This window comes from Methylobacterium sp. D48H (assembly GCF_053345715.1).
The window spans coordinates 40,911-61,036 of record NZ_JBKFAP010000008.1 but is presented as its reverse complement, the minus strand read 5'-3'; the positions used below and the strand labels follow the sequence as shown (position 1 = coordinate 61,036).

Below are 20,126 nucleotides of genomic sequence, written 5' to 3'. Positions count from 1 at the left end.
GAGACCCTCTGGGACGATTGACGATCATGACCTCGCTGTTCGCCGGCATCCAGGACGCGCCGCTCGACCCGATCATGCGCCTGTTCGAGGCCTTCAACGCCGACCCGAGCCCCAAGAAGCTCAACCTCGTGGTCGGCGTGTACACGGACGCGGACGGCAAGGTGCCGCGCCTGCGCGCCGTGCAGACCGCCGAGAAGCGCTGGATCGAGAAGGGCCTGCCGAAGACCTACCGGCCGATCGAGGGCACCAAGCCGTTCCGCGACGCGGTCCAGGAACTCCTGTTCGGCAAGGGCGCGCCGATCCTGTCCCAGAACAGGGCCGCGACGCTCCAGAGCATCGGCGGCACCGGCGCGCTGAAGACCGGCGCCGACCTGCTGGCCAAGCTCTACCCGAACGCCACCGTGGCGGTGAGCAACCCGAGCTGGGAGAATCACAAGGCGCTGTTCAGCCAGGCCGGCTTCACCGTGGTCGACTATCCCTACTTCTCGGCCGAGACCGGCGGCGCCGACTACCCGGCCATGAAGGCCTATCTCCAGGATCTGCCGAAGGGCTCGATCGTGGTGCTGCACGCCTGCTGCCACAACCCGACCGGCGCCGATCTCGGCCTCGACGAGTGGCGGGACCTCGTGCCCCTGATGGCCGAGCGCGGCCTGATCCCGTTCCTCGACATCGCCTACCAGGGCTTCGGCAACGGGCTCGACGCCGACGCCGAGCCGGTGCGCCTGTTCGCCGAGTCCGGCCAGGAATTCCTGGTCGCCTCCTCGTTCTCGAAGTCGTTCTCGCTCTACGGCGAGCGCGTCGGCGCGCTCACCATCGTGGCCGAGAACCCGGCCGCGAAGGCCAAGGTCGAGGCCTTCGCCAAGCGCCTCGTCCGGGCGAGCTACTCCAACCCGCACACCCACGGCGCGGCGATCGTCGAGATCGTGCTCACCGATCCGGAGCTGCGCGCCGACTGGGAGCGGGAACTCGGCGAGATGCGCGACCGGATCTGCGCCATGCGCGAGCGGATGGCCGACAGCCTGCAGCAGCGCCACCCCGAGCGCGGCTTCGACGCCATCAAGGCGCAGAAGGGCATGTTCTCCTACACGGGCCTGAGCCCCGCCGAGGCCACCCGCCTGCGCGAGGACCACGAGGTCTACGCCCTGGAGACGGGCCGGATCTGCGTCGCCGCCGTCAACACCCACAACATCGACCACGTCATCGACGCGATCGACGCGGTGGTGAAGGGCTGAACCGGGTGTCGGCCCCCAAGCGCGTCTGCCGATTCAACGTCTGGATCAATCCGGTCTTCGACGCGCGCCTGGGGGCCGAGCCCGACATCGACCTGCAGGTCGGCGACCTGCAGGGACCGGAGGACGCGCTATCGGCGCTGCTGGCGCGGGCCCACGTCCTCCACGTCTCGCCGGCGCGGGACGAGCTGCCGCGCCGCTGGCACGTGACCGACGCGCTGCTGGCCGAATGCCCGAACCTGCTCGCGGTCTCGTCGGCCGGCGCGGGCTTCGACACGGTGGACGCCGCCGCCTGCACCCGGGCCGGCGTCGCGGTGGTGAACCAAGTGGGCGGCAATGCCCGCTCGGTGGCGGAACTGGCGATCGGCCTGATGCTCGCCGTCTCGCGCAAGATCTGCGTCTCCGACCGCCTGCTCCGGACCGCGCGCGGCTTCACCCGCGAATCGCTGATGGGCCACGAGATCGGCGGCGCGACCCTGGGCCTCATCGGGATCGGTCATACCGGCCGGGAGGTCGCCAAGCTGGCCCGCGGCTTCGACATGCGGGTTCTCGCTCACGATCCCCTCCTCCCGGACGCGGAGATCCGGGCCCGCGGCGCGGAGCCGGTGGACAGGGCGCGGCTGCTCGCCGAGTCCGACATCGTGTCCCTGCACTGCCCCCTCGACGACACCACCCGGGGCAGCTTCGACGCCGCGTCCTTCGTGGCGATGAAGCCGGGGGCGCTGTTCATCACCACCGCCCGGGGCGGGGTCCACGACGAGGCGGCGCTCGCCGCCGCGCTCACCGCCGGCCATCTCGCCGGGGCTGGCCTCGATGTCTGGTCGCCGGAACCGCCGTCCCTCGACGCGGCCCTGCTGCAGCTCGACACCGTGGTGGCGACCTACCACACCGCCGGCGTCACCCACGAGGCGCGGCGCAACGTGGCCGCCTGGGGGGCCGAGCAGATCGTCGGCCTGCTCCGGGGCGAGACGCCGCCGCGGCTCGTCAATCCCGAGGTCTGGCCCACGGTCCTCGAGCGCCGGGCGCGGCTGCTCGGCGGCGCCTGAGCGGGAACAGGTCCCGCTTCGCCCTGTCTGGGCGGCGCGCGAACCGGTCACGATCGCTCGGACGGTGCGAGAGGCGTCGTCTGTGCAGATGCCCCGCGACCCGGCGTGTTGAGAGCGCGTGCGCCGGAGCGACCCTCCCCTTCCCTCAGCGGTCGAACGGGCAACGACGGGGTCTTCGCGCGCTTCGTGCGGGCGCACCGTCGATCCCGCCCAGATTATAGTTATTCAAAATCTAGCCTGGAGGCTCCGCCGGCGATCAAGCTTGACCGTGAATGTTCTCGCACCGTATCTGGCGCCTCTCGAAACAGAATGGTCGACATCGTGGTACGGCGTAACTGTGCAAGGTCTTGCACGCGGGCTTCGCGCGGCGTTTCCGGGCGCGCAGCCAGAATCTCCCTCTTCTTCGCTCCGGTATTGCTCCCGTCTCCAGGCTGGGCTCAACTTGCCGTTGACAGTTCCCAGGAAGTCCAGCTGGAGGAGCTGTCGGTGGCGGGGACCGGCGACGGGACGTCCCGCGTCGACGGTTACCGGGCCACGCGGGCGGTGAGCGCCACGCGGACCGACACGCCCGTCCGCGAGGTGCCGCAGACCATCGTGGCGGTGCCGCAGGAGGTGCTAGAGGACGCGGCGGCCACGCGGATCGACAGCGCCCTCGACCTCGCGGGCGTCGGCCGCGGCAACAATTTCGGCGGTCTCGGCCTGACCGAGTTCACGATCCGCGGCGTGGCGACCGGCGAGTATTACCGCAACGGGTTCCCGATCAACCGCGGCTACCCCAACAGCCCCGACATCGTCTCCATCGAGCGCATCGAGGTCCTCAAGGGCCCCTCGGCCTTCCTGTACGGCCGCGGCGATCCCGGCGGCACCTTCAACATCGTGACCAAGCAGCCGCTGGCGGCGCGCTCCCTCACGGTCGGCACGCAGTACGGCAGCTTCGGCGCCAAGCGGAGCACCTTCGACGCCACCGGCGCCCTCGACGAGAGCGGCCAGGTGCTGGCCCGCGTCACCGGCGCTGTCGAGGACAACGGCAGCTTCCGGGACTTCGTCACCAGCGACCGCTACGCCCTCGCCCCGGTCATCGCCTGGAAGCCGACGACGGACACGACCGTCACCCTGGAGGGCGACTTCGTCAGCACGGCGCAGACCTTCGACCGCGGCATCGTCCCGCTGGGGGGCAACGTGCGCGCCCTGCCGCGCAGCCGCTTCATCGGCGAGCCGGGCCTGCCGCCGGCCCATGTCGACAACGCCCTCGGCCAGCTGCGCGTCGAGCACCGGTTCGACCAGGACTGGGTGCTGAACGTCGGTGCCCAGGTTCTCGGCGGGAACCTGTCGGGCTACGGGGTCGGCGCCATCGGCCTGCTGCCGGATGGCCGGACCCAGCGGCGGACCCTGGAATGGCGGGACCTGACGTGGTCCGACCTCGACCTGCAGGCGAATCTCGCGGGGAAGTTCGAGACCGGCCCGTTCCGCCACACGCTCCTGCTCGGGCTGGAATACGACAGCTACCGCTACCGGGAGGTGTTCAACCGCTCGAACGTCGCGACGAACCCGTTCCTCCTCGACCTGCTGGCGCCGCGCTACGGCCAGCCACTGCCGCCGATCACCGCGCGGGTCACGAACTTCCTGCAGAAGACCGAGAGCTACGCCGGCTACGTGCAGGACCAGATCGACCTCACGCCCCGCCTCCACGCCCTCCTGGGCGTCCGGGTCGAGGACCTCGGGCTGGTCTCGACGAACAACCTCACGAAGAGCACCACCAGCCTGCAGGGTCTGGTGGCGACGCCGCGCTTCAGCCTGCTCTACGACCTGACCGACACGGTCGCGCTCTACGGCAACTACGCGCGCTCGTTCCGGCCCAATATCGGCACGGATCGCAGCGGCCGGCCCTTCGCGTTCGAGGAGGGTGAGGGCTACGAGGCCGGCGCGAAGGTCAGCCTGCTCGACGGGCGCCTCGACGCCACCGCCGCCCTGTTCGAGATCCGGCGCTCCAATGTCCTGAGCACCGATCCGGTCGACCCGAACTTCAGCGTGGCCACCGGCACGGTGCGCAGCCGCGGCTTCGACCTGACCGCCGCCGGCTACCTGGCCCCGGGCTGGCGCGTGATCGGGACCTACACGCGCGTCGACGCGGCCGTCGCCCGCGACAACACCCTGCCGGTCGGCACGCGCATCGCCAACGTGCCCGCCAACAGCCTCGCGTTCCAGACCGTCTACGAGTTTCAGAGCGGCGACCTGAAGGGGCTCTTCCTGGGCGGCGGCCTCGACTTCGTCGGCCGGCGCGCCGCCGGGACGGCGCTCGCGACCTTCAACCTGCCGCAATACACGCTGGTCAACCTGATCTCGTACTACCAGATCGCGCCGGGCGTGCGGATCTACCTCAACGTCGACAACGTGTTCGACGCGACGTTCTACGACCGCGCGTTCCAGAACCGCTACGCGACGCCGGGGCAGCCCCGCACGATCATCGGCGGCGTCGCCGCCCGGTTCTGAGGCCCCGGCGCTACGCCGCTGCCGACCGCATCCAGCCGAGCCCCGCCTCGGTACCGGCCGCGGGATGGTACTCGCAGCCGACGAAACCGGAATAGCCGACCTCCTCCAGGGCGGCGAAGATCGGGTCGAAGGCGATCGTGCCGGTCCCCGGCTCGTGCCGCCCGGGATCGTCGGCGATCTGGACATGGGCGATGAGCGGCGCGTGCGCGCGGATCAGCGCCGCCGGGTCATGGCCGAGACACACGCAGTGATAGGCGTCGAACAGCAGCTTGACGTTGTCGCGGCCGATCGTCCGGATCGCCTCGACCGCCAGCAGCGGGTCGTCGATCGCGTAGTCGGCGATCGAGCCGGGACCGATCGGCTCGACGATCACCGTCATGCCGCGCGCGCCGGCGGCGTCGGCCGCGAAGGCGAGGTTGTCGAGATAGGTGTCCCAGAGCCGCGCCCGCTCGACTCCCGCGGGCCGGACGCCCGCCATCGGGTGGACCATCCGGCAGCCGAGCTGCGCGACGTAGTCCAGGGTCGGCTCGATCGTGGAGCGGAAGTAATCGATCCGGTCGGGCAGCGCCGCGAAGCCTTTCTCGCCCTTGGCGGCGTCCCCCGCCGGGAAGCCGGTCTGGACCAGCGGTACGCCCGCCCGCTCCAGCCAGCCCGCGACCTCCCGGGCCGGCGTCGCGAACAGGTTGGGATGCTCGACCGCGCGGAACCCGGCACGGGCCGCCGCCGCGAAGCGCTCGGCCAGCGGCAGCTCCGTGAACAGGAAACCGCAATGGCCGCTGAGACGATCCTTGTAGGCACCGAGCTTCATGGGTCAGGCGCTCCTGCCGGTCTCGATCATCGCCCGCATCCGATCCACCGCCGCGTGGGGCGCGGTCAGCACCGGGACGTCGACGGCCTTCCGCACGGCCTCGGCCGCGCGCGAGGTGGAGAAATGCGCGAGCATGATCGCGTCGCAGTCGCGCAGGTCCGGCGCCCGCTCGGCGATCAGCCGGTTGTGGGTCTCGGCGTCGCCGGCGCGCAGCCGCGCTATCGCGTCGTCCACCAGGACCGTCCGGAGGCTCGCCGGGCGCCCGGACTCGGCGACGAACTCCTCGAACTCGTCCGTCATCGTGCCGACCGAGGGCCCGAAGGTCGCCAGCATGCCGATGCGCGCGCCCTGCGCGATCGCCGCGCGGAACATCGCCTCGTTGGGCTTGAGCACCGGCACCGGCACGGTCTCGATCAGCCGGTCGATCGCCGGCCCGAAGGCCGAGCAGGTGATCAGGATGCCGTCGGCGCCCATGTCGTGGCCGTAGCGGCCGAACCGCACGAAGCGCTCGATCATCGCCTCCGAGATCGCGCCCGGCTCCTTCGCCCGATCGAGGGACAGGCCGTCGTCGAGCAGGTTGACGGTCTCCGCCTCCGGCCAGCGCTCGGCGAAGGCGGTCTGGATCGGCGCCATGGCGACCGGCGTCGCGTGCAGGAGGACGATGCGGGGAGCCATGCTGTGTTCCGGAGAGTCTACGGAGCCGGACGGGGCCGGTCCACATGTTGTAAGCGATTTCAACTGGGTGGCAAGATAGCGCAGGTCAGGCGTCGGCACGCCGCGGCGGGGCCGTGCTGGCGCGCAGGATCAGCTCGGCGTCGATCTCGGTGAGGCGGACCATCGGCCGCCCCTGGATCCGGGCGATCAGGTGGTCGCCGGCGGCGTGGCCGATCTCGGCGGAGTGGATGCGGATCGTCGTCAGCGCCGGGTCGAGGAAGGGCGCGAAGTCGGAATCGTTGTGGCCGATCACCGACAGGTCGCCGGGAATGGAGAGCCCCCTTGCCCGCGCCTCGATCATCGCCCCGAAGGCGATCTGGTCGGTGCCGCAGATGATCGCGGTCGGCGGCGGGCCGCCGGCCAGCATCTGGCGGAACCCGTCGCGGCCGCCGCCGATCCCGTAGGAGATCTCCACGTCGTGCTCCGGGGCGAGCCGCAGGCCGCGGGCCGCGAGCGCCGCCGCGATGCCCGTCACCCGGGCGCCGCCGCGGTCGTTGTCCTTGCGCAGGCCCGAGATCACCCCGATCCGGCGATGGCCGAGATCCATCAGGTAGTTGGCCGCCCGGGCCGCCGAGGCAGCGTTGTCGAAGCCCACGCAGGGGCGCTCGCGGGACAGACTGAAGGTCTGCACCATCGGGATGCCGGCGCGGGCGATCCGAGCGTGGAGGTCCGGGTGGTGGATGTCGCCGACCAGCATCAGTCCGTCGACGCCGCGCTCCAGCAGGAAGGTCGCCTCGCGGAGCTCGTCCTCCAGGTCGTAGCCGGCATTGGCCGCCACCAGGGTGTAGCCCGCCTGCCGCAGCCGGTCCTGGAAGCTCGACAGGACGCGCACGAAGGCCTCGTTCTCGATGTTCGGCACGACGGCGCCGACGGCCATGAAGCGGCGCGTCGAGAGCGCCCGGGCCGCCCCGTTGGCGACGAAGCCGAGATCCTGCGCGGCCCGCATCACCGCCGCGCGCTTGTCGGCCCGGACGCCGGCGGAGCCGTTCAGCACCCGGGACACCGTCGCGGTCGAGACGCCGGCGCGGCGGGCGACGTCCCGGGCCACCGGGCTGCGCGTCGGCGGCTCGAGGATCTCCTCCGGCAGGTCCAGCACTGAGATCGATCCCCCATCCCGAACGGCCCCGCGGGGCAGCGCGTCGGCCCCGGATACGCGACGCGGCGATGCCCGGCCAGCAGAAGCGGGCCGAACCGGCAGTATATTGACACCCCACCCGACCGCTGGCTATCTGAAAGCGCTTTCAAGAGGCTGCTCGATTGGGCGGCCCACAGGAGGATCCGATGGCGACGCTCGACCGGCCGGCCTCCGGACTGGGAGCCCCAGAGCGCGCCGCGCCGACCGTCGGCGGCGCGGACGCCGCGGCGCCGGGCATCGCGGCCCCGCAGGCCATCGTCACCAGCCTGAAGCGCAGCGACGCGGTCACGCCCTACCGGTTGCGCGACTTGCTGGCCCTCGACGATTTCGAGCGGCACGCCCGCAAGCTCCTGCCGCCGATGATCTTCCAGTACGTGGCCGGCGGGGTCGAGACCGGCTCGGCCCTGGCGCAGAGCCGCGGCGCCTACGCCGACTACGCCCTCGTCCCCCGCCTGATGCGGGACACCTCGGCGCGGGACACCGCCACCACGCTGTTCGGCCAGACCTACGCGGCGCCGTTCGGGATCGGGCCGCTGGGCGGGGCCGCCTTCATCGCCTACCGGGGCGACCTCGTGCTCGCCGAGGCGGCCCGGCGGATGAACCTGCCGATGTGCCTGAGCGCCTCCTCGCTGATCAGGCTGGAGGACGTCCACGCCCAGAACCCGCAGGCCTGGTTCCAGGGCTACCTGCCGGGCGACCAGAACCGGATCGACCGCCTCCTCGACCGGGTCGAGGCCACCGGCTACCGGACCTTCGTGGTGACCGCCGACACGCCGACCCTCGGCAACCGCGAGCACAACATCCGCAGCGGCTTCTCCATGCCGATCAAGGTCACGCCGAAGGTGGCGTGGCAGAGCGCCACCCACCCGCGCTGGCTGCTCGGAACCGTCGCCCGGACCTTCCTCAAGCACGGGGCCCCGCACTTCGAGAACACCGAGGCCGAGCGCGGGCCGCCGATGATGTCCCAGGGCGCGGTGCGCAACACCATCGCCCGCGACCAGCTCTCGTGGAAGAACCTGGAGGCGATCCGCAAGCGCTGGTCCGGCAACCTGCTGGTGAAGGGCTTGCTGGCGCCGGAGGACGTCGACATCGCGCGGGATTGCGGCGCCGATGGCGTGATCCTCTCGACCCACGGCGGCCGCCAGCTCGACTACGCCGTCGCCCCCCTCGACGTGCTGCCGGAGATCGCCGCCCGGAAGGGCGGGCTGAAGATCATCGTCGACAGCGGCATCCGCCGGGGCACCGACGTGATGAAGGCGCTGGCGCTGGGCGCCGACTTCGTCCTGCTCGGACGGCCCTTCATGTTCGCCGCGGCGCTCGGCGGCGCCGCGGGGGTCGAGCACGCGATGCGGATCCTCAAGGAGGAACTCAACCGCGACATGGCGCTGATCGGGGTGAACCGCCTGTCCGAACTCAATCCCGACTTCCTGCGCCGCACCCCGCGGCGGGCCTGAGCCGATGGCGGGAGGATCGACCGTGATCGGCTTCCCGGACACACGCGGCGCGCCGGCGAGCGGCAGCGGGACAGCCGCCCGGGGCGCCGGGGCCGCCGCGCCCGGGCGACCGGCATCCCCGCACCGTCGATCCCGCCGGCTGCCCCCGCAGCCCCGTCCTCGATCCGGATGCTCCGCATGACCGACCCCGCCCCCCGCGGCCTCGCCTTCGTGGGCTGCTTCACCACCGAGCGGCGCCGGGCGCGCGGCCGGGGCATTGACATCTATCGGACCGGTCGCGACCTCGGCGACTGGACGCATCTCGGCCGGGTCGAGAACCTGACGAACCCGTCCTTCCTGGTGACCGACCCGGCGCGCGCGGTCCTCTACACGGTCCAGGGCGACGGCGAGGCGGCGAGCGCCTTCGCGCTGGAGCCCGACGGCACCCTGCGCGGCCTCGGTAGCGCCGCCACCGGCGGCACCAACAGCGTGCACCAGGCCCTCGACCCCGGGGGTCGGTTCCTGATCGTGGCCAACTACGCCAGCGGATCGGTCGCCCTCATGCCGGTGCGCGCCGATGGCGGCCTGGAGCCCGCGTGCCAAGTGCTGCCGCTCCCGGGCGAGCCGGGCCCGCACCGAACCGAGCAGGCCTGCGCCCACCCGCACCACGTGGTCCTGTCGCCCGACGGTCGCCACGTCATCGTCCCCGACAAGGGCCTCGACCGCGTCTTCGTCCTGAAGCTCGCGGGTGAGCGGCTCGCCATCGTCTCGGAAACCGCGATGCGTCCCGGCGCCGGCCCACGCCACATCGCATTCCACCCGCACGAGCCCCTCGCCTTCCTGGTCAACGAGCTCGACTCGAGCGTCGCCACCTGCCGGTGGGACGCGGACGCCGGAGCGCTGACGCCCCTGCACCTCGTCTCGACCCTGCCGCCGGACTTCTTCGGCGCGAGCACCGCCGCGGCCATCGCGGTCACGCCCGACGGACGATTCGTCTACGCGTCGAACCGCGGGCAGGACGGGATCGCGCGGTTCCGGGCGGACCCGGCCGGGCGCCTCGAGCCGGCGGGCTGGACGTCCTCCGGCGGCCGCGACCCGCGCTTCATGGTCCTGGCACCGGACGGAGGCCACCTGCTCGTCGCCAACGAGCAGGGCGACTGCCTCGTCGCCTTCGCCATCGATCCCGAGAGCGGAGACCTCACTCGGACCGGTTCGCGCCCGAGCCTCAGTCCCTGCACGATCGCGTTCCTGTAGGAGGCGCCGACGCGTTCAGGCCCGCGCCGCGCGCGGGCCCGACCATGCCCCTCGAAGGGGCAAGAGAGGCGGAACCGGCGGCGGTCGAGCCGTGACCTCTGACCGCCGGGCCGCACCAAGCAAACAAGAAAAGAAAATCATAAATATTCTGGAGGATGCCCATGTTCGCCAAGCGTTACAGGTTCCTGATCGCGTTCCTGCTGTTCATCGCCGGTATCATCAACTACATGGACCGAGCGGCGCTCGGCGTCGCCGCGCCCTTCGTCAAGCAGGACCTGAACCTTTCGCCCTCGGAGCTGGGGGTGATCTTCAGCACGTTCTTCTTCGGCTACGCGCTGTTCGCCTTCGTGGGCGGGCAGCTCGCCGACCGCTACGGGCCGCGCAGCGTCTACAGCTGGGCGGCGGCCTCGTGGTCGGTCCTGTGCATGCTCACAGGGGCGGTGACCGGCTTCGCCCAGATGTTCATCGTCCGCGCCCTGTTCGGCTTCGCCGAGGGGCCGATGAACTCCACCACGAACCGCACCATCACCACGTGGTTCCCCCGCGAGGAGACCGCCCGGACCATCGGCTTCACCTTCTCGGGCCAGACGGTGGGCAGCGCCATCGCGGCGCCGGTCGTCGGCCTGCTGGCGATCCAGTACGGCTGGCGCGTGGCGTTCGTGGCCATCGGCGCGGTCGGCCTGCTGTGGGTCGTGGCGTGGCGGATGCTCATGACCGACCGGCCGCAGGACAACCCGCGGGTCGATCCGGAGGAGATCGCCCTCGTGGAGCGCAGCCGGGCGGTCACGCACCTCGCGCCCTCCGACCATGCCCGCTCGCTGAAGGAGTACCTGTTCCTGCCGAGCACCCTGTCGCTCGGGCTCGGCATGTTCGCGGTGAACTACACCCTCTACATCTTCCTCTCGTGGCTCCCGAGCTACCTCACCGACGCGCTGCACATGCCGGTGAAGGAGATGGCGCTGGTCGCGTCGATCCCCTGGGCCTGCGGCTTCGTCGGCTATGTCGGCGGGGGCGTGGTGGCGGACTTCGTCTACACGCGCATGGGCGACAAGCTCGCCGCGCGGAAGATCACCACGATCGTGCCGCTCGCCATCGCGGGGGTGGCCCTGATCATGGTCAACGCCGCGACCAGTACCGCCATGGCGGTCGCGCTGATCGCGCTCGCCGTGCTGATGCTGACCAGCTCGGTGCAATCCTGCTGGGCGACGATCCACGAGCTGGTGCCCGAGGCCCGGGTCGGCGGCGTCAGCGGCTTCATCCACCTCCTGAGCAACATCTCGGGCATCATCGGGCCGACTGCCACGGGACTGGCCGTGCAGTATCTCGGGGGCTACGCCAGCGCCTTCGTGATCGCCGCCCTGATCGCGGCGGCCGGCGTCGTCGCGATGGCGATCTTCGTGCGGCGGCCGCGCAACCCTGCGGAAGCCGGCCCCCTCGCCGCGGCCAAGCCCGTCTGACCGAGGCTGTCCGATCAAGTCCGCCGGAATCTGGAGCAGCGTCCCATGAGCGCCGAGACCGTCCCGCCCAAACCCGTCCTCCTGACCGGAGCCTCCGGCGCCCTCGGGCGCGTCCTGACCCGCGCGCTCGGCGCGCAGGGCTGGACGCTCCGGCTCACGGACCGCGTCCCCTTCCCCGACCCGTTGCCGGAGGGGGCGCGGTTCCAGGTCGCCGACCTGGAGGACGGGCCGGCGATCCTCCGGCTGGCGGAGGGCTGCGGCACGATCCTCCATTTCGGGGGGATCTCCGTGGAGCACCCGTTCGAGACCGTGATCGGCCCGAACATTCGCGGCCTCTACCACGCCTACGAGGCGGCCCGGCGCGAGGGCGCCCGGATGATCTTCGCCTCGTCGAACCACGCGATCGGCTTCCACCCGCGGTCCGAGGTGCTGGACGACGATTGCGGCCTCGCGCCCGACGGCTATTACGGCCTGTCCAAGGCCTACGGCGAGCTGATGGGCGGCCTCTACCGCGACAAGCACGGGGTCGAGAGCGTCTTCCTGCGGATCGGCTCGTGCTTCCCGGAGCCGACCGACGCGCGGATGCTGGCCACGTGGCTGTCCTACGCCGACCTGACCCGGCTGATCACCCGCGCCACCCTGGCCCCGGACCTCGGCCCGACGGGCTCGGTGGTGATCTGGGGCGCCTCGAACAACAGCCGCATGACCTGGTGGCGGAAGGACGGTCGCGCCGTCATCGGCTGGACGCCGCAGGACAGCGCCGATGCCCACGCGGCGGCGCTGGAGGGGAAGACCAGCGGCAACCCCGTGGTGGAGCGCTACCAGGGCGGCGGGTTCACGGCGATCGACTATTCCCGCGCCGCGCCGCCGCGGTGACGGACCGCTTCTTCGGCGCGCGGCCGCCCGACCGCTCCTCCCGAGACGAGAGACTGGACACACCATGCCGAGCGAGCGACCCGAGACACGCCTCAAATGCGCCCTGGTGGTGCGCGGCGCCTTCGACGCCCACGTCGTCCCGGCCTTCGAGGCCGCGGGGGGCCGGACGGCGATCCACTGGGCGCCGACCACGGTCATCATGAAGACCCTCGCCGAGGGCGAGACCGCCGACGCGGTGCTCGTCCTGTCGGACGCCATGGATCGGCTCGTCGCCGAAGACCGCGTCGAGCCCGAGAGCCGGGTCGACGTGGTGCGCTCGCGCTACGGCATCGCCGTCAAGGCCGGGGCTCCGCATCCGGACATCGCGACCGTCGAGGCGCTGAAGCGCACCCTGGTGGAGGCGCGGTCGGTGGCCTACTCGCGGACCGGCGCCAGCGGGATCTACTTCGCCGGCCTGCTGCCGCGGCTCGGCCTCGCCGACGCGGTGAACGCCCGGGCGACGATCATCCCGCAGGGCTTCACGGCCGAGAAGCTGGTCTCCGGGGAGGCCGACATCGCCGTCCAGCAGATCAGCGAGCTGATGGTCGTGCCCGGCATCGAGGTGGTCGGCCCCCTCCCCGACCCGGTGCAGGAGATGACGACCTTCGCGGCGGCGATCCTGCGCGGCGCGGCGGACCGGGACGGCGCGGCCCGGTTCCTCGCCGGGCTGACGACGCCGCAGGCGGCCGAGGCCTACCGGACCAGCGGGCTGGAGCCGGCCTACTGACGGCCCAGTCGTCCGGCCGTACCGTCGCGCTTGCACGGAGCCCGCCGATCTTTGACAATCTCTGCCAAAGATCGTCATCCAGCGGGCGGAGGTGCCCCGTGGCCAGCATGAACGTCTCGCTGCCCGAAGCCATGAAGGCCTGGGTCGAGGCGCAGGCCGATACCGGCCGCTACGCCAATGCCAGCGACTACGTGCGCGACCTGATTCGGCGCGACCAGGAGCGCTTGGCCAAGCTCGGCGATCTGCAGCGGCTGATCGACGAGGGGCTGGCGAGCGGCGTCAGCGACCGGTCGGAGCAGGATATCCGCCAGCTCGGGCGGACGCGATTGGCGGCCCGTCCGGAACCATGACCTTCCGGACGACGCCTCAGGCCGATGAGGACATCGCCGAGGCCTATGTGACGGGGGCGCTACGCTTCGGTGTGACCCAGGCCGAGCGTTACCAGGACGGCCTGTTCGACGCCTTCCGCATGCTGGCCGCAACGCCGCAGATGGCGCGCGAGCGGCGCGAATTCACGCCGCCCGTGCGGCTACATCCCTATCGAGCCCACGTGATCGTCTACGTCGTGGACGGGTCCGCCGTCCTCATCCTGCGCGTGCTGCACGGGCGACAGGACTGGGAACGGGCACTGACGTAGGAGTCGAGCCCGCCTCGATACTGGTGGCCGAACGGGTCTGCGGCGGTCTTGTTGCCACCGCCTCCGCGAAACCGGGGTTCGCGACCGCAAAAAAGTCCTTATGCTCGTGCTGTCCGGACGCCCAATCCCGTCCGACCGGATCGCTCCATTCATGCTGAAGACAGCCTTCGTTGCCGCCCGCGACCGCCAGCGGCTGTCGGAGATCGCGACGATCCTCATCGGCTTCGGCGTCACCCGCGTCGTGGACCGGCTCGGCCTGCGCTACCTGCCGCTCCTGCCGCGCCGCCAGCCCCGGGTCGACGTCACGCGCCTGTCCGAGCCGGAGCGGTTGCGCCGGGCGATCGAGGCGCTCGGGCCGACCTTCATCAAGTTCGGGCAGGTGCTGGCGAGCCGGCCGGACCTCCTGTCGCCGGCCTGGACCGAGGAGCTGCAGAAGCTCCACAGCCAGGTCGTGCCGGTGACGTGGGAGCAGATCGGCCCGCAGCTCGAGCTCGATCTCGGCGCCTCGCCCATGGAGGTGTTCGCCGAGTTCGACACCAACCCGATCGCCTCGGCGTCGATCGCCCAGGTCTACCGGGCGCGACTGCACTCGGGCGAGGACGTCATCGTCAAGGTGCTGCGGCCGAATCTGCGCAAGATCATCGAGGCGGATCTGCGCCTCATGGCGCACGGTGCCCGCATCGTCGAGAACGAGTGGCCCGACATGGCCCGCTACCAGCCGCGGGAGCAGATGCGCCACCTCGCGGAGGGCCTCAACGGCGAGCTCGACCTGCTCAACGAGGCGCGCAACTGCGAGCTGCTGGCCCAGATCTTCGAGGACCGCGACGATATCGTCTTCCCGAAGATCCACTGGGAGTACTGCTCCGAGCGGGTGCTGGTGCAGGACTTCATCCACGGCATCCCGCCCAACGACGAGGCGGCCCTGCGCGCGGCGGGCATCGACAAGAAGCTGCTCGCCCAGAAGGGAACCGACGCGTTCCTGCAGATGGCGCTGATCGAGGGCGTGTTCCACGCCGACCCGCATCCCGGCAACATGCTGGCGCTGCCCGGCAACAAGATCGGCTTCATCGATTTCGGGATCATCGGGCGGCTGTCGCAGCGGCGGCGCTCGCAGCTGCTCGTGCTGATCGGCGCCATGCTCAAGCAGGACGCCGACGGCCTCATGGCCGTGCTCCTCGACTGGACCGGCACCAGCAACCCGGACCTCACCCGTCTCCAGGTCTCGGCCCAGTCTTTCGTGGAGAGCCACTCGTCGATCCCGCTGAATCTCGGACTGGTGCTGACCGACTTCATGAACATGGCCCGCGAGAACGACCTCGCGATGCCGACCGACCTGGCCATCCTGTTCAAGGGGCTGGTCACCGCCGACGGCGTGATGCGCCACCTCGACCCGAATTTCGACCTGTTCGCCGCCGCGGGCCCCACGGTCCGGGCGAGCATGCAGACGCAGTTCTCGCTCTCCGCCCTCAAGCAGAAGGCCGAGGCCCTGGGCGTCGGCCTCTACGGCGCCGCCTCGGAGCTGCCGACCCTGATCCACCTGATGCTGGTGCGGCTGAAGCAGGGCCGCGTCACTGTCGAGATCGAGGTGAAGGGCCTCGACAAGGTCACCCGCGGCATCGAGCGCGCGGCCGCGCGGGTCGCCGTGGCCCTGGTGGTGGCGGCCTTCGCCACGCAGCTCGCGCCCCGCCTCATCGATCTCGGCACGCCCGTCTTCGTCTCGATCGGATTGATAATTTTTATCCTCGGGATCGGCTGGCTCGTGCTGCTGATGCGAAACAAGTAACCGTCTTCGCACCCGCACAGGGCTCCAACATAAGTTTTCATCTGCAGGCGAATACCGAGCTGATTTGATAATCCTGCGCGCCATGCTAGCGTGAGACATCCAACGATTCGCTCGGCTGCGGGCGGGGAACCGGCACCAGAAGCGGTCTGAACCGCCGGTGCGGCCCTGCCATCGACATCCGTTGCCGCACCGCGCGGTCGGGGAGCTCCGACGGCGCGCCGCGCACGGGCGCCCCGTCGGGATGACGAGGGGGGCGGGCGATGGAAGTGGACATCGTACGGCCGCGGATCGACGGGGCGGAGCGCCGCGTCGAGACGCTCGAGGCGGAGAACATCCGCCTGCGCAGCCTGCTCAGCCAGGCGACCGCCCAGGCCGACTGGGAGCGGCAGCGGAGCCGGCGGCTCGGCCGAATCATCGAGACGGCGAGCCGCGTCGAGGCCGGTCGCATGGCGGCCGAGCGGGTCGAGGCGCCCCGCGGGCCGTCGCCCCGCGAACCGGCCGGACTCGGGCTCGAGGCGAGGCCGCGCCCCTCCGGCCGCGCGCGCGCGATCGGCCTGCCGCAGGCCCCGAACGATTACCTGGAACTGCTGGACCGCGACGGGCGCCTGATCACCGCCAGCGAGGACGGTCCGGCCCTGTCCGCCGCCGGGGACGAGGCTGACGCGATCGGCCGGCCCTGGATCGACGCCTGGACGCGCCCCGAGGACCGGGAGGCGGTGGCCGAGGCGCTCGATCGGGCCCGGATCGGCCGCCCGAGCCGGTTCCAGGCCCAGTCGGAATCCGGCGGCGCGCTCCGCTGGTGGGACGTGGCCGTCACGCCGATCGGCGCGGCGCCGGACCGGCCCGAGCGGATCCTGGCGGTGTCGCGCGACATCACCGACCAGAAGCTGTCCGAGGCGCGCCAGACGCTGCTGATGCAGGAACTCGCCCATCGGATGAAGAACACCATGGCCATGGTTCAGGCCGTCGCGACGCAGACCATGCGCAACGCGCCGTCGCTGGAGGCAGCCGGCGAGGCGCTGGCCGCGCGGCTCCTGGCGCTCGCGAAGGCGCACGACGTGCTGCTCCAGGGCTCGTTCACCCGGGCCTCCCTGAGCGGCCTGGTCGAGGGCGCCGTGTCGCTCCACGGGGACGGCGTCGCGGGCCGGTTCCGCATCGCCGGTCCCGAGCTGACGCTCGGACCGCGCCACGGCATGACCCTGGCGCTGATGCTGCACGAGCTCGGAACCAACGCGGCCAAGTACGGCGCGCTGTCGGTGGCCGCCGGCTGGGTCTGCATCACGTGGAACGTGGCCGAGGCAGAGGGCGGCCAGACCCTCCGGTTCCGCTGGGAGGAGAGCGGCGGACCACCGGTCACGCCGCCGACCCGCACGGGGTTCGGCACGCGGCTCATCGCCCGCAGCCTCGCCCACAGCTTCGGCGGGACCGCCCACATGAGCTACCCGCGCGAGGGGGCGGTGCTGACCTTCGAGGCGCCCCTCGACGCGGTGATGGTCGCCTGATCCCGACGCGGCCGCGCGGCCCTAGGCGCTCAGCCGGGTCTCCGCCTGCAGGTCCCGCAGGGCCGCGACGGTCCGGTCGCGCAGGGTCCTGAGGTCGACCAGCGAGCGGGTCAGATCGTCGCCCGCCATGGCCGATTCCTCGAGGCCGCGGCAGGCCCGGGACAGCTCGGCGCAGCCGAGCATGCCGGACATCGAGACCAGCGTGTGCGCCTCGCGGCCGTAATCGTCGCTCGCGCGATCCGGTCCCTCGAAGGCGGTGGTGAGGCTGACGACGAACCGGTCGAGGATGCGGACGAGCTTTTCCGTGCCGATCACGGCCGTCAGTTCCTCGAGCGCGTCCCGGTTCACCAGGGAGTGCGACACCGTCGGTCTCCAAGTACGGATCCGCGACAGCGATCCGAGAGAGGCGCGCAACCGAGGCGCCGCACAACGGCCCAGTTTGCAGCGAAGTGTTTACACCGCGTTGCGTCAGCTTTTCAACGAAGCGTGACCGTTCCCCCGGCTCCGCAGGGTTGACCCGGGTGCATGGATCGGCCGTCGCGACTGGCCGAGGCTTCGCGATGGTTGTTGCGAATCAGTTCGGGCTCTCCTAGCCTCGTGCTGCTGTCGCGCTCGCACCAGGGAGGGAGCTGCATGATCGCTGTGTTTGCCACCCTCCGAGCAGGATTCGTCGGCGCCCCCGCGCGGGTCGGCTAGCCGCTTCCCGCTCTCGCCCGGCCCTGCCGCCCGGCGCCTCTGAACCCGATCCTGCCTGATCTCGCCGGCGCGCATCGTTCGCGATGGGACGCGGCGTCACCCGGAGCCGACGCTCGCCCGCGTCGGGCACTCGCATGTCTCTGTCGTCTCCCCGGAAGGCGGACGCGGCCCGTCGCGTCCTGGCCTTCGTCGTCCGCAGTTGGCGCAGGCGCTGGCCCCTCGTCGCCGGTCTCACCGGCGCGATCACGCTCGCCACCCTGGCGGAGGTGCTGCTGCCGCTCTTCGCGGGCCGCTTGGTCGACGCGCTCTCCGGGAGCGACCGACGCGCGGCGCTGGACGCGGCCTGGCCGGCGTTCCTGGCGATGACCGGGCTCGGCCTCGCCACCGCGCTGCTGCGGCACGTCGCCTGGAGCCTCGTGGTGCCGCTCTCCCTGCGCACCATGAGCGACATCGTCGGCAACGGCTTCGCCCGGGTCCAGCGCTTCTCGACCGAGTGGCACGCCAACACCTTCTCGGGCTCGACCGTCCGGAAGATCTCCCGCGGCATGTGGGCGATCGACGGGCTCAACGACACGCTGCTGCTGTCGCTCCTGCCCGCGCTCGTCGTCCTCGTGGGCACGGCCCTGGTCCTCGGCCTGCACTGGCCGGCCCTCGGCGCGACGGTCGCGATCGGCGCCGGCGCCTATGTCGGCGCGACCGCCCTGCTCGCGACCCGCGTCATCGCGCCCGCGGCCGCGCTCTCGAACGCCCTCGACACCCGCCTCGGCGGCGCGCTCAGCGACGCGATCGGCAACAACGCCGTCGTCAAGGCCTTCGGCGCCGAGGCGCGGGAGGAGGCGCGGCTCGGCCGCCTGCTGGCGAAGTGGCAGCGGCGGACCCGGCGCACGTGGATGATCGTCACCTGGGGCGGCACCGGCCAGCTCGGGCTGCTGCTCGTCCTGCGCACCGCCATCGTCGCCATCGCCCTGTGGCTGTGGTGGCGGGAGCGGGCGAGCCCGGGCGACGTCGCCTACGTCCTGACCGCGACCTTCGTTGTGCACGGCTACCTCCGCGACATCGGCGGCCACATCAACCACCTGCAGCGGGCCATCAACGAGATGGAGGAGCTGGTCGCCCTGGAGGCCGAACCCGTCGGCGTCGCCGACCGGCCCGGCGCGGTCCCGCTCGCGGTCGCGGGCGGGGCGATCCGGTTCGAGACCGTGCGCTTCCACTACGGCGACCACGCGCGGCCCCTCTACGACGGGCTGACCGTGACGATTCCGGCCGGCCAGCGCGTCGGGCTGGTCGGGCGCTCGGGCTCCGGCAAGACGACCTTCGTCAAGCTGATCCAGCGGCTCTACGACGTGTCGGGCGGTCGCGTGACGATCGACGGGCAGGACGTGGCGTCGGCGAGCCAGGCGAGCCTGCGCGCGCAGGTCGCCATCGTGCCCCAGGAGCCGGTGCTGTTCCACCGCTCCCTGGCCGAGAACATCGCCTACGCTCGGCCCGGCGCCTCGGCGCAGGAGATCGAGCGGGCGGCGCGCCTCGCCAACGCGCACGACTTCATCGCGCGGCTGCCGAAGGGCTACGCGACGCTGGTGGGCGAGCGCGGGGTCAAGCTGTCGGGCGGCGAGCGCCAGCGGGTGGCGCTCGCCCGCGCCTTCCTGGCGGACGCGCCGATCCTGATCCTCGACGAGGCGACCTCGAGCCTGGATTCCGAGTCGGAAGCTCTGGTGCAGGAGGCCATGGCGCGGCTGATGCGCGGGCGAACCGCCATCGTCATCGCCCACCGCCTGTCCACGGTGCGGGCCCTCGACCGGATCCTCGTCTTCGACCGCGGTCGCATCGTCGAGGACGGGCCTCACGCCGCCCTGCTGCGCCGCCCGAACGGGGCGTACCGCGCCCTGTTCGAGCGGCAAGCCGACCTCGCGGAGAGCGCGTGAGGATCCTGTTCGTCTGCGGCCGGGCGCGCGCCCGCAGCCCGACCGCGGAACAGATCTTCGCGCGGCTGCCCGGCATCGAGACCGCCAGCGCGGGGGTGTCGCCCGACGCCGACGAGCCGGTGGACGCCGATCATCTCGCCTGGGCGGAGATCGTCGTCGTCATGGAGCGTGCGCACCGGCGCAAGCTGATGCGCCGCTTCGGGGCCGCCCTGCGCGGGACCCGCCTCGTCTGCCTCGACATCCCCGACGTGCACGACTTCATGGCGCCGGCGCTGGTGGCGCTGCTCGACGCGCGCGCCGGCCGCTTCCTGCCGCGCTGAACCCCGCCGCGCTGAGACCCGCCGCGCTGAGACCCGCCACGCCCGGCGGCGCATTGCC

The 20,126-nt window shown here is 71.6% G+C and carries 18 protein-coding genes; 14 read left to right on the top strand and 4 right to left on the bottom strand.

Going from position 1 to position 20,126, the window contains the following annotated elements; translation table 11 throughout:
- The first annotated feature begins 26 nt into the window (after window positions 1-26).
- The 3 genes from ACLBX8_RS15670 to ACLBX8_RS15660 all read left to right on the top strand — a co-directional run bounded on the left by ACLBX8_RS15670 (window position 27) and on the right by ACLBX8_RS15660 (window position 4,765).
- On the top strand, window positions 27-1,232 hold the full coding sequence (locus ACLBX8_RS15670; RefSeq protein WP_447715466.1) for an amino acid aminotransferase: 1,206 nt from the start codon (window positions 27-29) through the stop codon (window positions 1,230-1,232).
- Window positions 1,233-1,237: 5 nt separating this feature from the next.
- On the top strand, window positions 1,238-2,275 hold the full coding sequence (locus tag ACLBX8_RS15665) for a hydroxyacid dehydrogenase (protein WP_447699031.1): 1,038 nt from the start codon (window positions 1,238-1,240) through the stop codon (window positions 2,273-2,275).
- Between the two features lie 486 nt (window positions 2,276-2,761).
- Entirely contained in the window at window positions 2,762-4,765 is a 2,004-nt protein-coding gene (locus ACLBX8_RS15660) for a TonB-dependent siderophore receptor (protein ID WP_447715465.1), read from the top strand.
- A 10-nt stretch (window positions 4,766-4,775) separates the two neighbouring features.
- On the opposite strand, the gene ACLBX8_RS15655 is transcribed toward ACLBX8_RS15660, so the two are convergent.
- The 3 genes from ACLBX8_RS15655 to ACLBX8_RS15645 form a co-directional block, all read right to left on the bottom strand.
- The gene (locus ACLBX8_RS15655; RefSeq protein WP_447699032.1) at window positions 4,776-5,573 is read right to left on the bottom strand and encodes a hydroxypyruvate isomerase family protein; all 798 of its coding nucleotides are present in this window, start codon (window positions 5,571-5,573) and stop codon (window positions 4,776-4,778) included.
- A 3-nt stretch (window positions 5,574-5,576) separates the two neighbouring features.
- Window positions 5,577-6,248, bottom strand: a complete 672-nt coding sequence (locus ACLBX8_RS15650; RefSeq protein WP_447699033.1) for an aspartate/glutamate racemase family protein — start codon at window positions 6,246-6,248, stop codon at window positions 5,577-5,579.
- Between the two features lie 85 nt (window positions 6,249-6,333).
- The gene (locus ACLBX8_RS15645) at window positions 6,334-7,383 is read right to left on the bottom strand and encodes a LacI family DNA-binding transcriptional regulator (RefSeq protein WP_091978202.1); all 1,050 of its coding nucleotides are present in this window, start codon (window positions 7,381-7,383) and stop codon (window positions 6,334-6,336) included.
- A 185-nt stretch (window positions 7,384-7,568) separates the two neighbouring features.
- On the opposite strand from ACLBX8_RS15645, the gene ACLBX8_RS15640 reads away from it, so the two are divergent.
- The 9 genes from ACLBX8_RS15640 (at window position 7,569) to ACLBX8_RS15600 (ending at window position 17,130) form a co-directional block, all read left to right on the top strand.
- Entirely contained in the window at window positions 7,569-8,876 is a 1,308-nt protein-coding gene (locus ACLBX8_RS15640) for an alpha-hydroxy acid oxidase (RefSeq protein ID WP_447699034.1), read from the top strand.
- A 177-nt stretch (window positions 8,877-9,053) separates the two neighbouring features.
- Entirely contained in the window at window positions 9,054-10,109 is a 1,056-nt protein-coding gene (locus tag ACLBX8_RS15635; RefSeq protein ID WP_447699035.1) for a lactonase family protein, read from the top strand.
- Window positions 10,110-10,270: 161 nt separating this feature from the next.
- Window positions 10,271-11,566: an MFS transporter gene (locus ACLBX8_RS15630; RefSeq protein WP_447699036.1), complete on the top strand. Its 1,296-nt coding sequence runs from the start codon at window positions 10,271-10,273 to the stop codon at window positions 11,564-11,566.
- A 45-nt stretch (window positions 11,567-11,611) separates the two neighbouring features.
- A complete protein-coding gene (locus tag ACLBX8_RS15625; protein WP_427509623.1) occupies window positions 11,612-12,442 on the top strand; it encodes an NAD-dependent epimerase/dehydratase family protein in 831 nt (276 codons plus the stop codon).
- A 64-nt stretch (window positions 12,443-12,506) separates the two neighbouring features.
- Window positions 12,507-13,208 (top strand): molybdate ABC transporter substrate-binding protein, encoded by a 702-nt coding sequence (locus ACLBX8_RS15620; protein ID WP_091927189.1) that lies wholly within the window; start codon window positions 12,507-12,509, stop codon window positions 13,206-13,208.
- A 98-nt stretch (window positions 13,209-13,306) separates the two neighbouring features.
- Complete coding sequence (locus ACLBX8_RS15615; protein ID WP_210186920.1) at window positions 13,307-13,558, top strand: type II toxin-antitoxin system ParD family antitoxin; 252 nt, start codon at window positions 13,307-13,309, stop codon at window positions 13,556-13,558.
- Entirely contained in the window at window positions 13,555-13,845 is a 291-nt protein-coding gene (locus ACLBX8_RS15610) for a type II toxin-antitoxin system RelE/ParE family toxin (RefSeq protein ID WP_447699037.1), read from the top strand. Before ACLBX8_RS15615 ends, ACLBX8_RS15610 begins: the two co-directional genes overlap by 4 nt.
- Before the next feature lie 151 nt (window positions 13,846-13,996).
- Window positions 13,997-15,628 carry an ABC1 kinase family protein gene (locus ACLBX8_RS15605; RefSeq protein ID WP_020093008.1) on the top strand — a complete coding sequence of 544 codons (1,632 nt, stop codon included), beginning with the start codon at window positions 13,997-13,999 and terminating at the stop codon, window positions 15,626-15,628.
- 260 nt (window positions 15,629-15,888) lie between these two features.
- Window positions 15,889-17,130: a sensor histidine kinase gene (locus ACLBX8_RS15600; RefSeq protein ID WP_091680470.1), complete on the top strand. Its 1,242-nt coding sequence runs from the start codon at window positions 15,889-15,891 to the stop codon at window positions 17,128-17,130.
- 21 nt (window positions 17,131-17,151) lie between these two features.
- Here the strand turns inward: ACLBX8_RS15600 and ACLBX8_RS15595 are convergent, their stop codons facing one another.
- Entirely contained in the window at window positions 17,152-17,493 is a 342-nt protein-coding gene (locus ACLBX8_RS15595; protein WP_091927191.1) for an Hpt domain-containing protein, read from the bottom strand.
- Window positions 17,494-17,960: 467 nt separating this feature from the next.
- Between ACLBX8_RS15595 and ACLBX8_RS15590 the strand changes: the two genes are divergently transcribed.
- Both ACLBX8_RS15590 and ACLBX8_RS15585 read left to right on the top strand, forming a co-directional pair.
- Entirely contained in the window at window positions 17,961-19,748 is a 1,788-nt protein-coding gene (locus ACLBX8_RS15590) for an ABC transporter ATP-binding protein (RefSeq protein WP_447715464.1), read from the top strand.
- The gene (locus ACLBX8_RS15585; protein ID WP_020093004.1) at window positions 19,745-20,068 is read left to right on the top strand and encodes a low molecular weight protein tyrosine phosphatase family protein; all 324 of its coding nucleotides are present in this window, start codon (window positions 19,745-19,747) and stop codon (window positions 20,066-20,068) included. Before ACLBX8_RS15590 ends, ACLBX8_RS15585 begins: the two co-directional genes overlap by 4 nt.
- The last annotated feature ends 58 nt before the right edge of the window (window positions 20,069-20,126 follow it).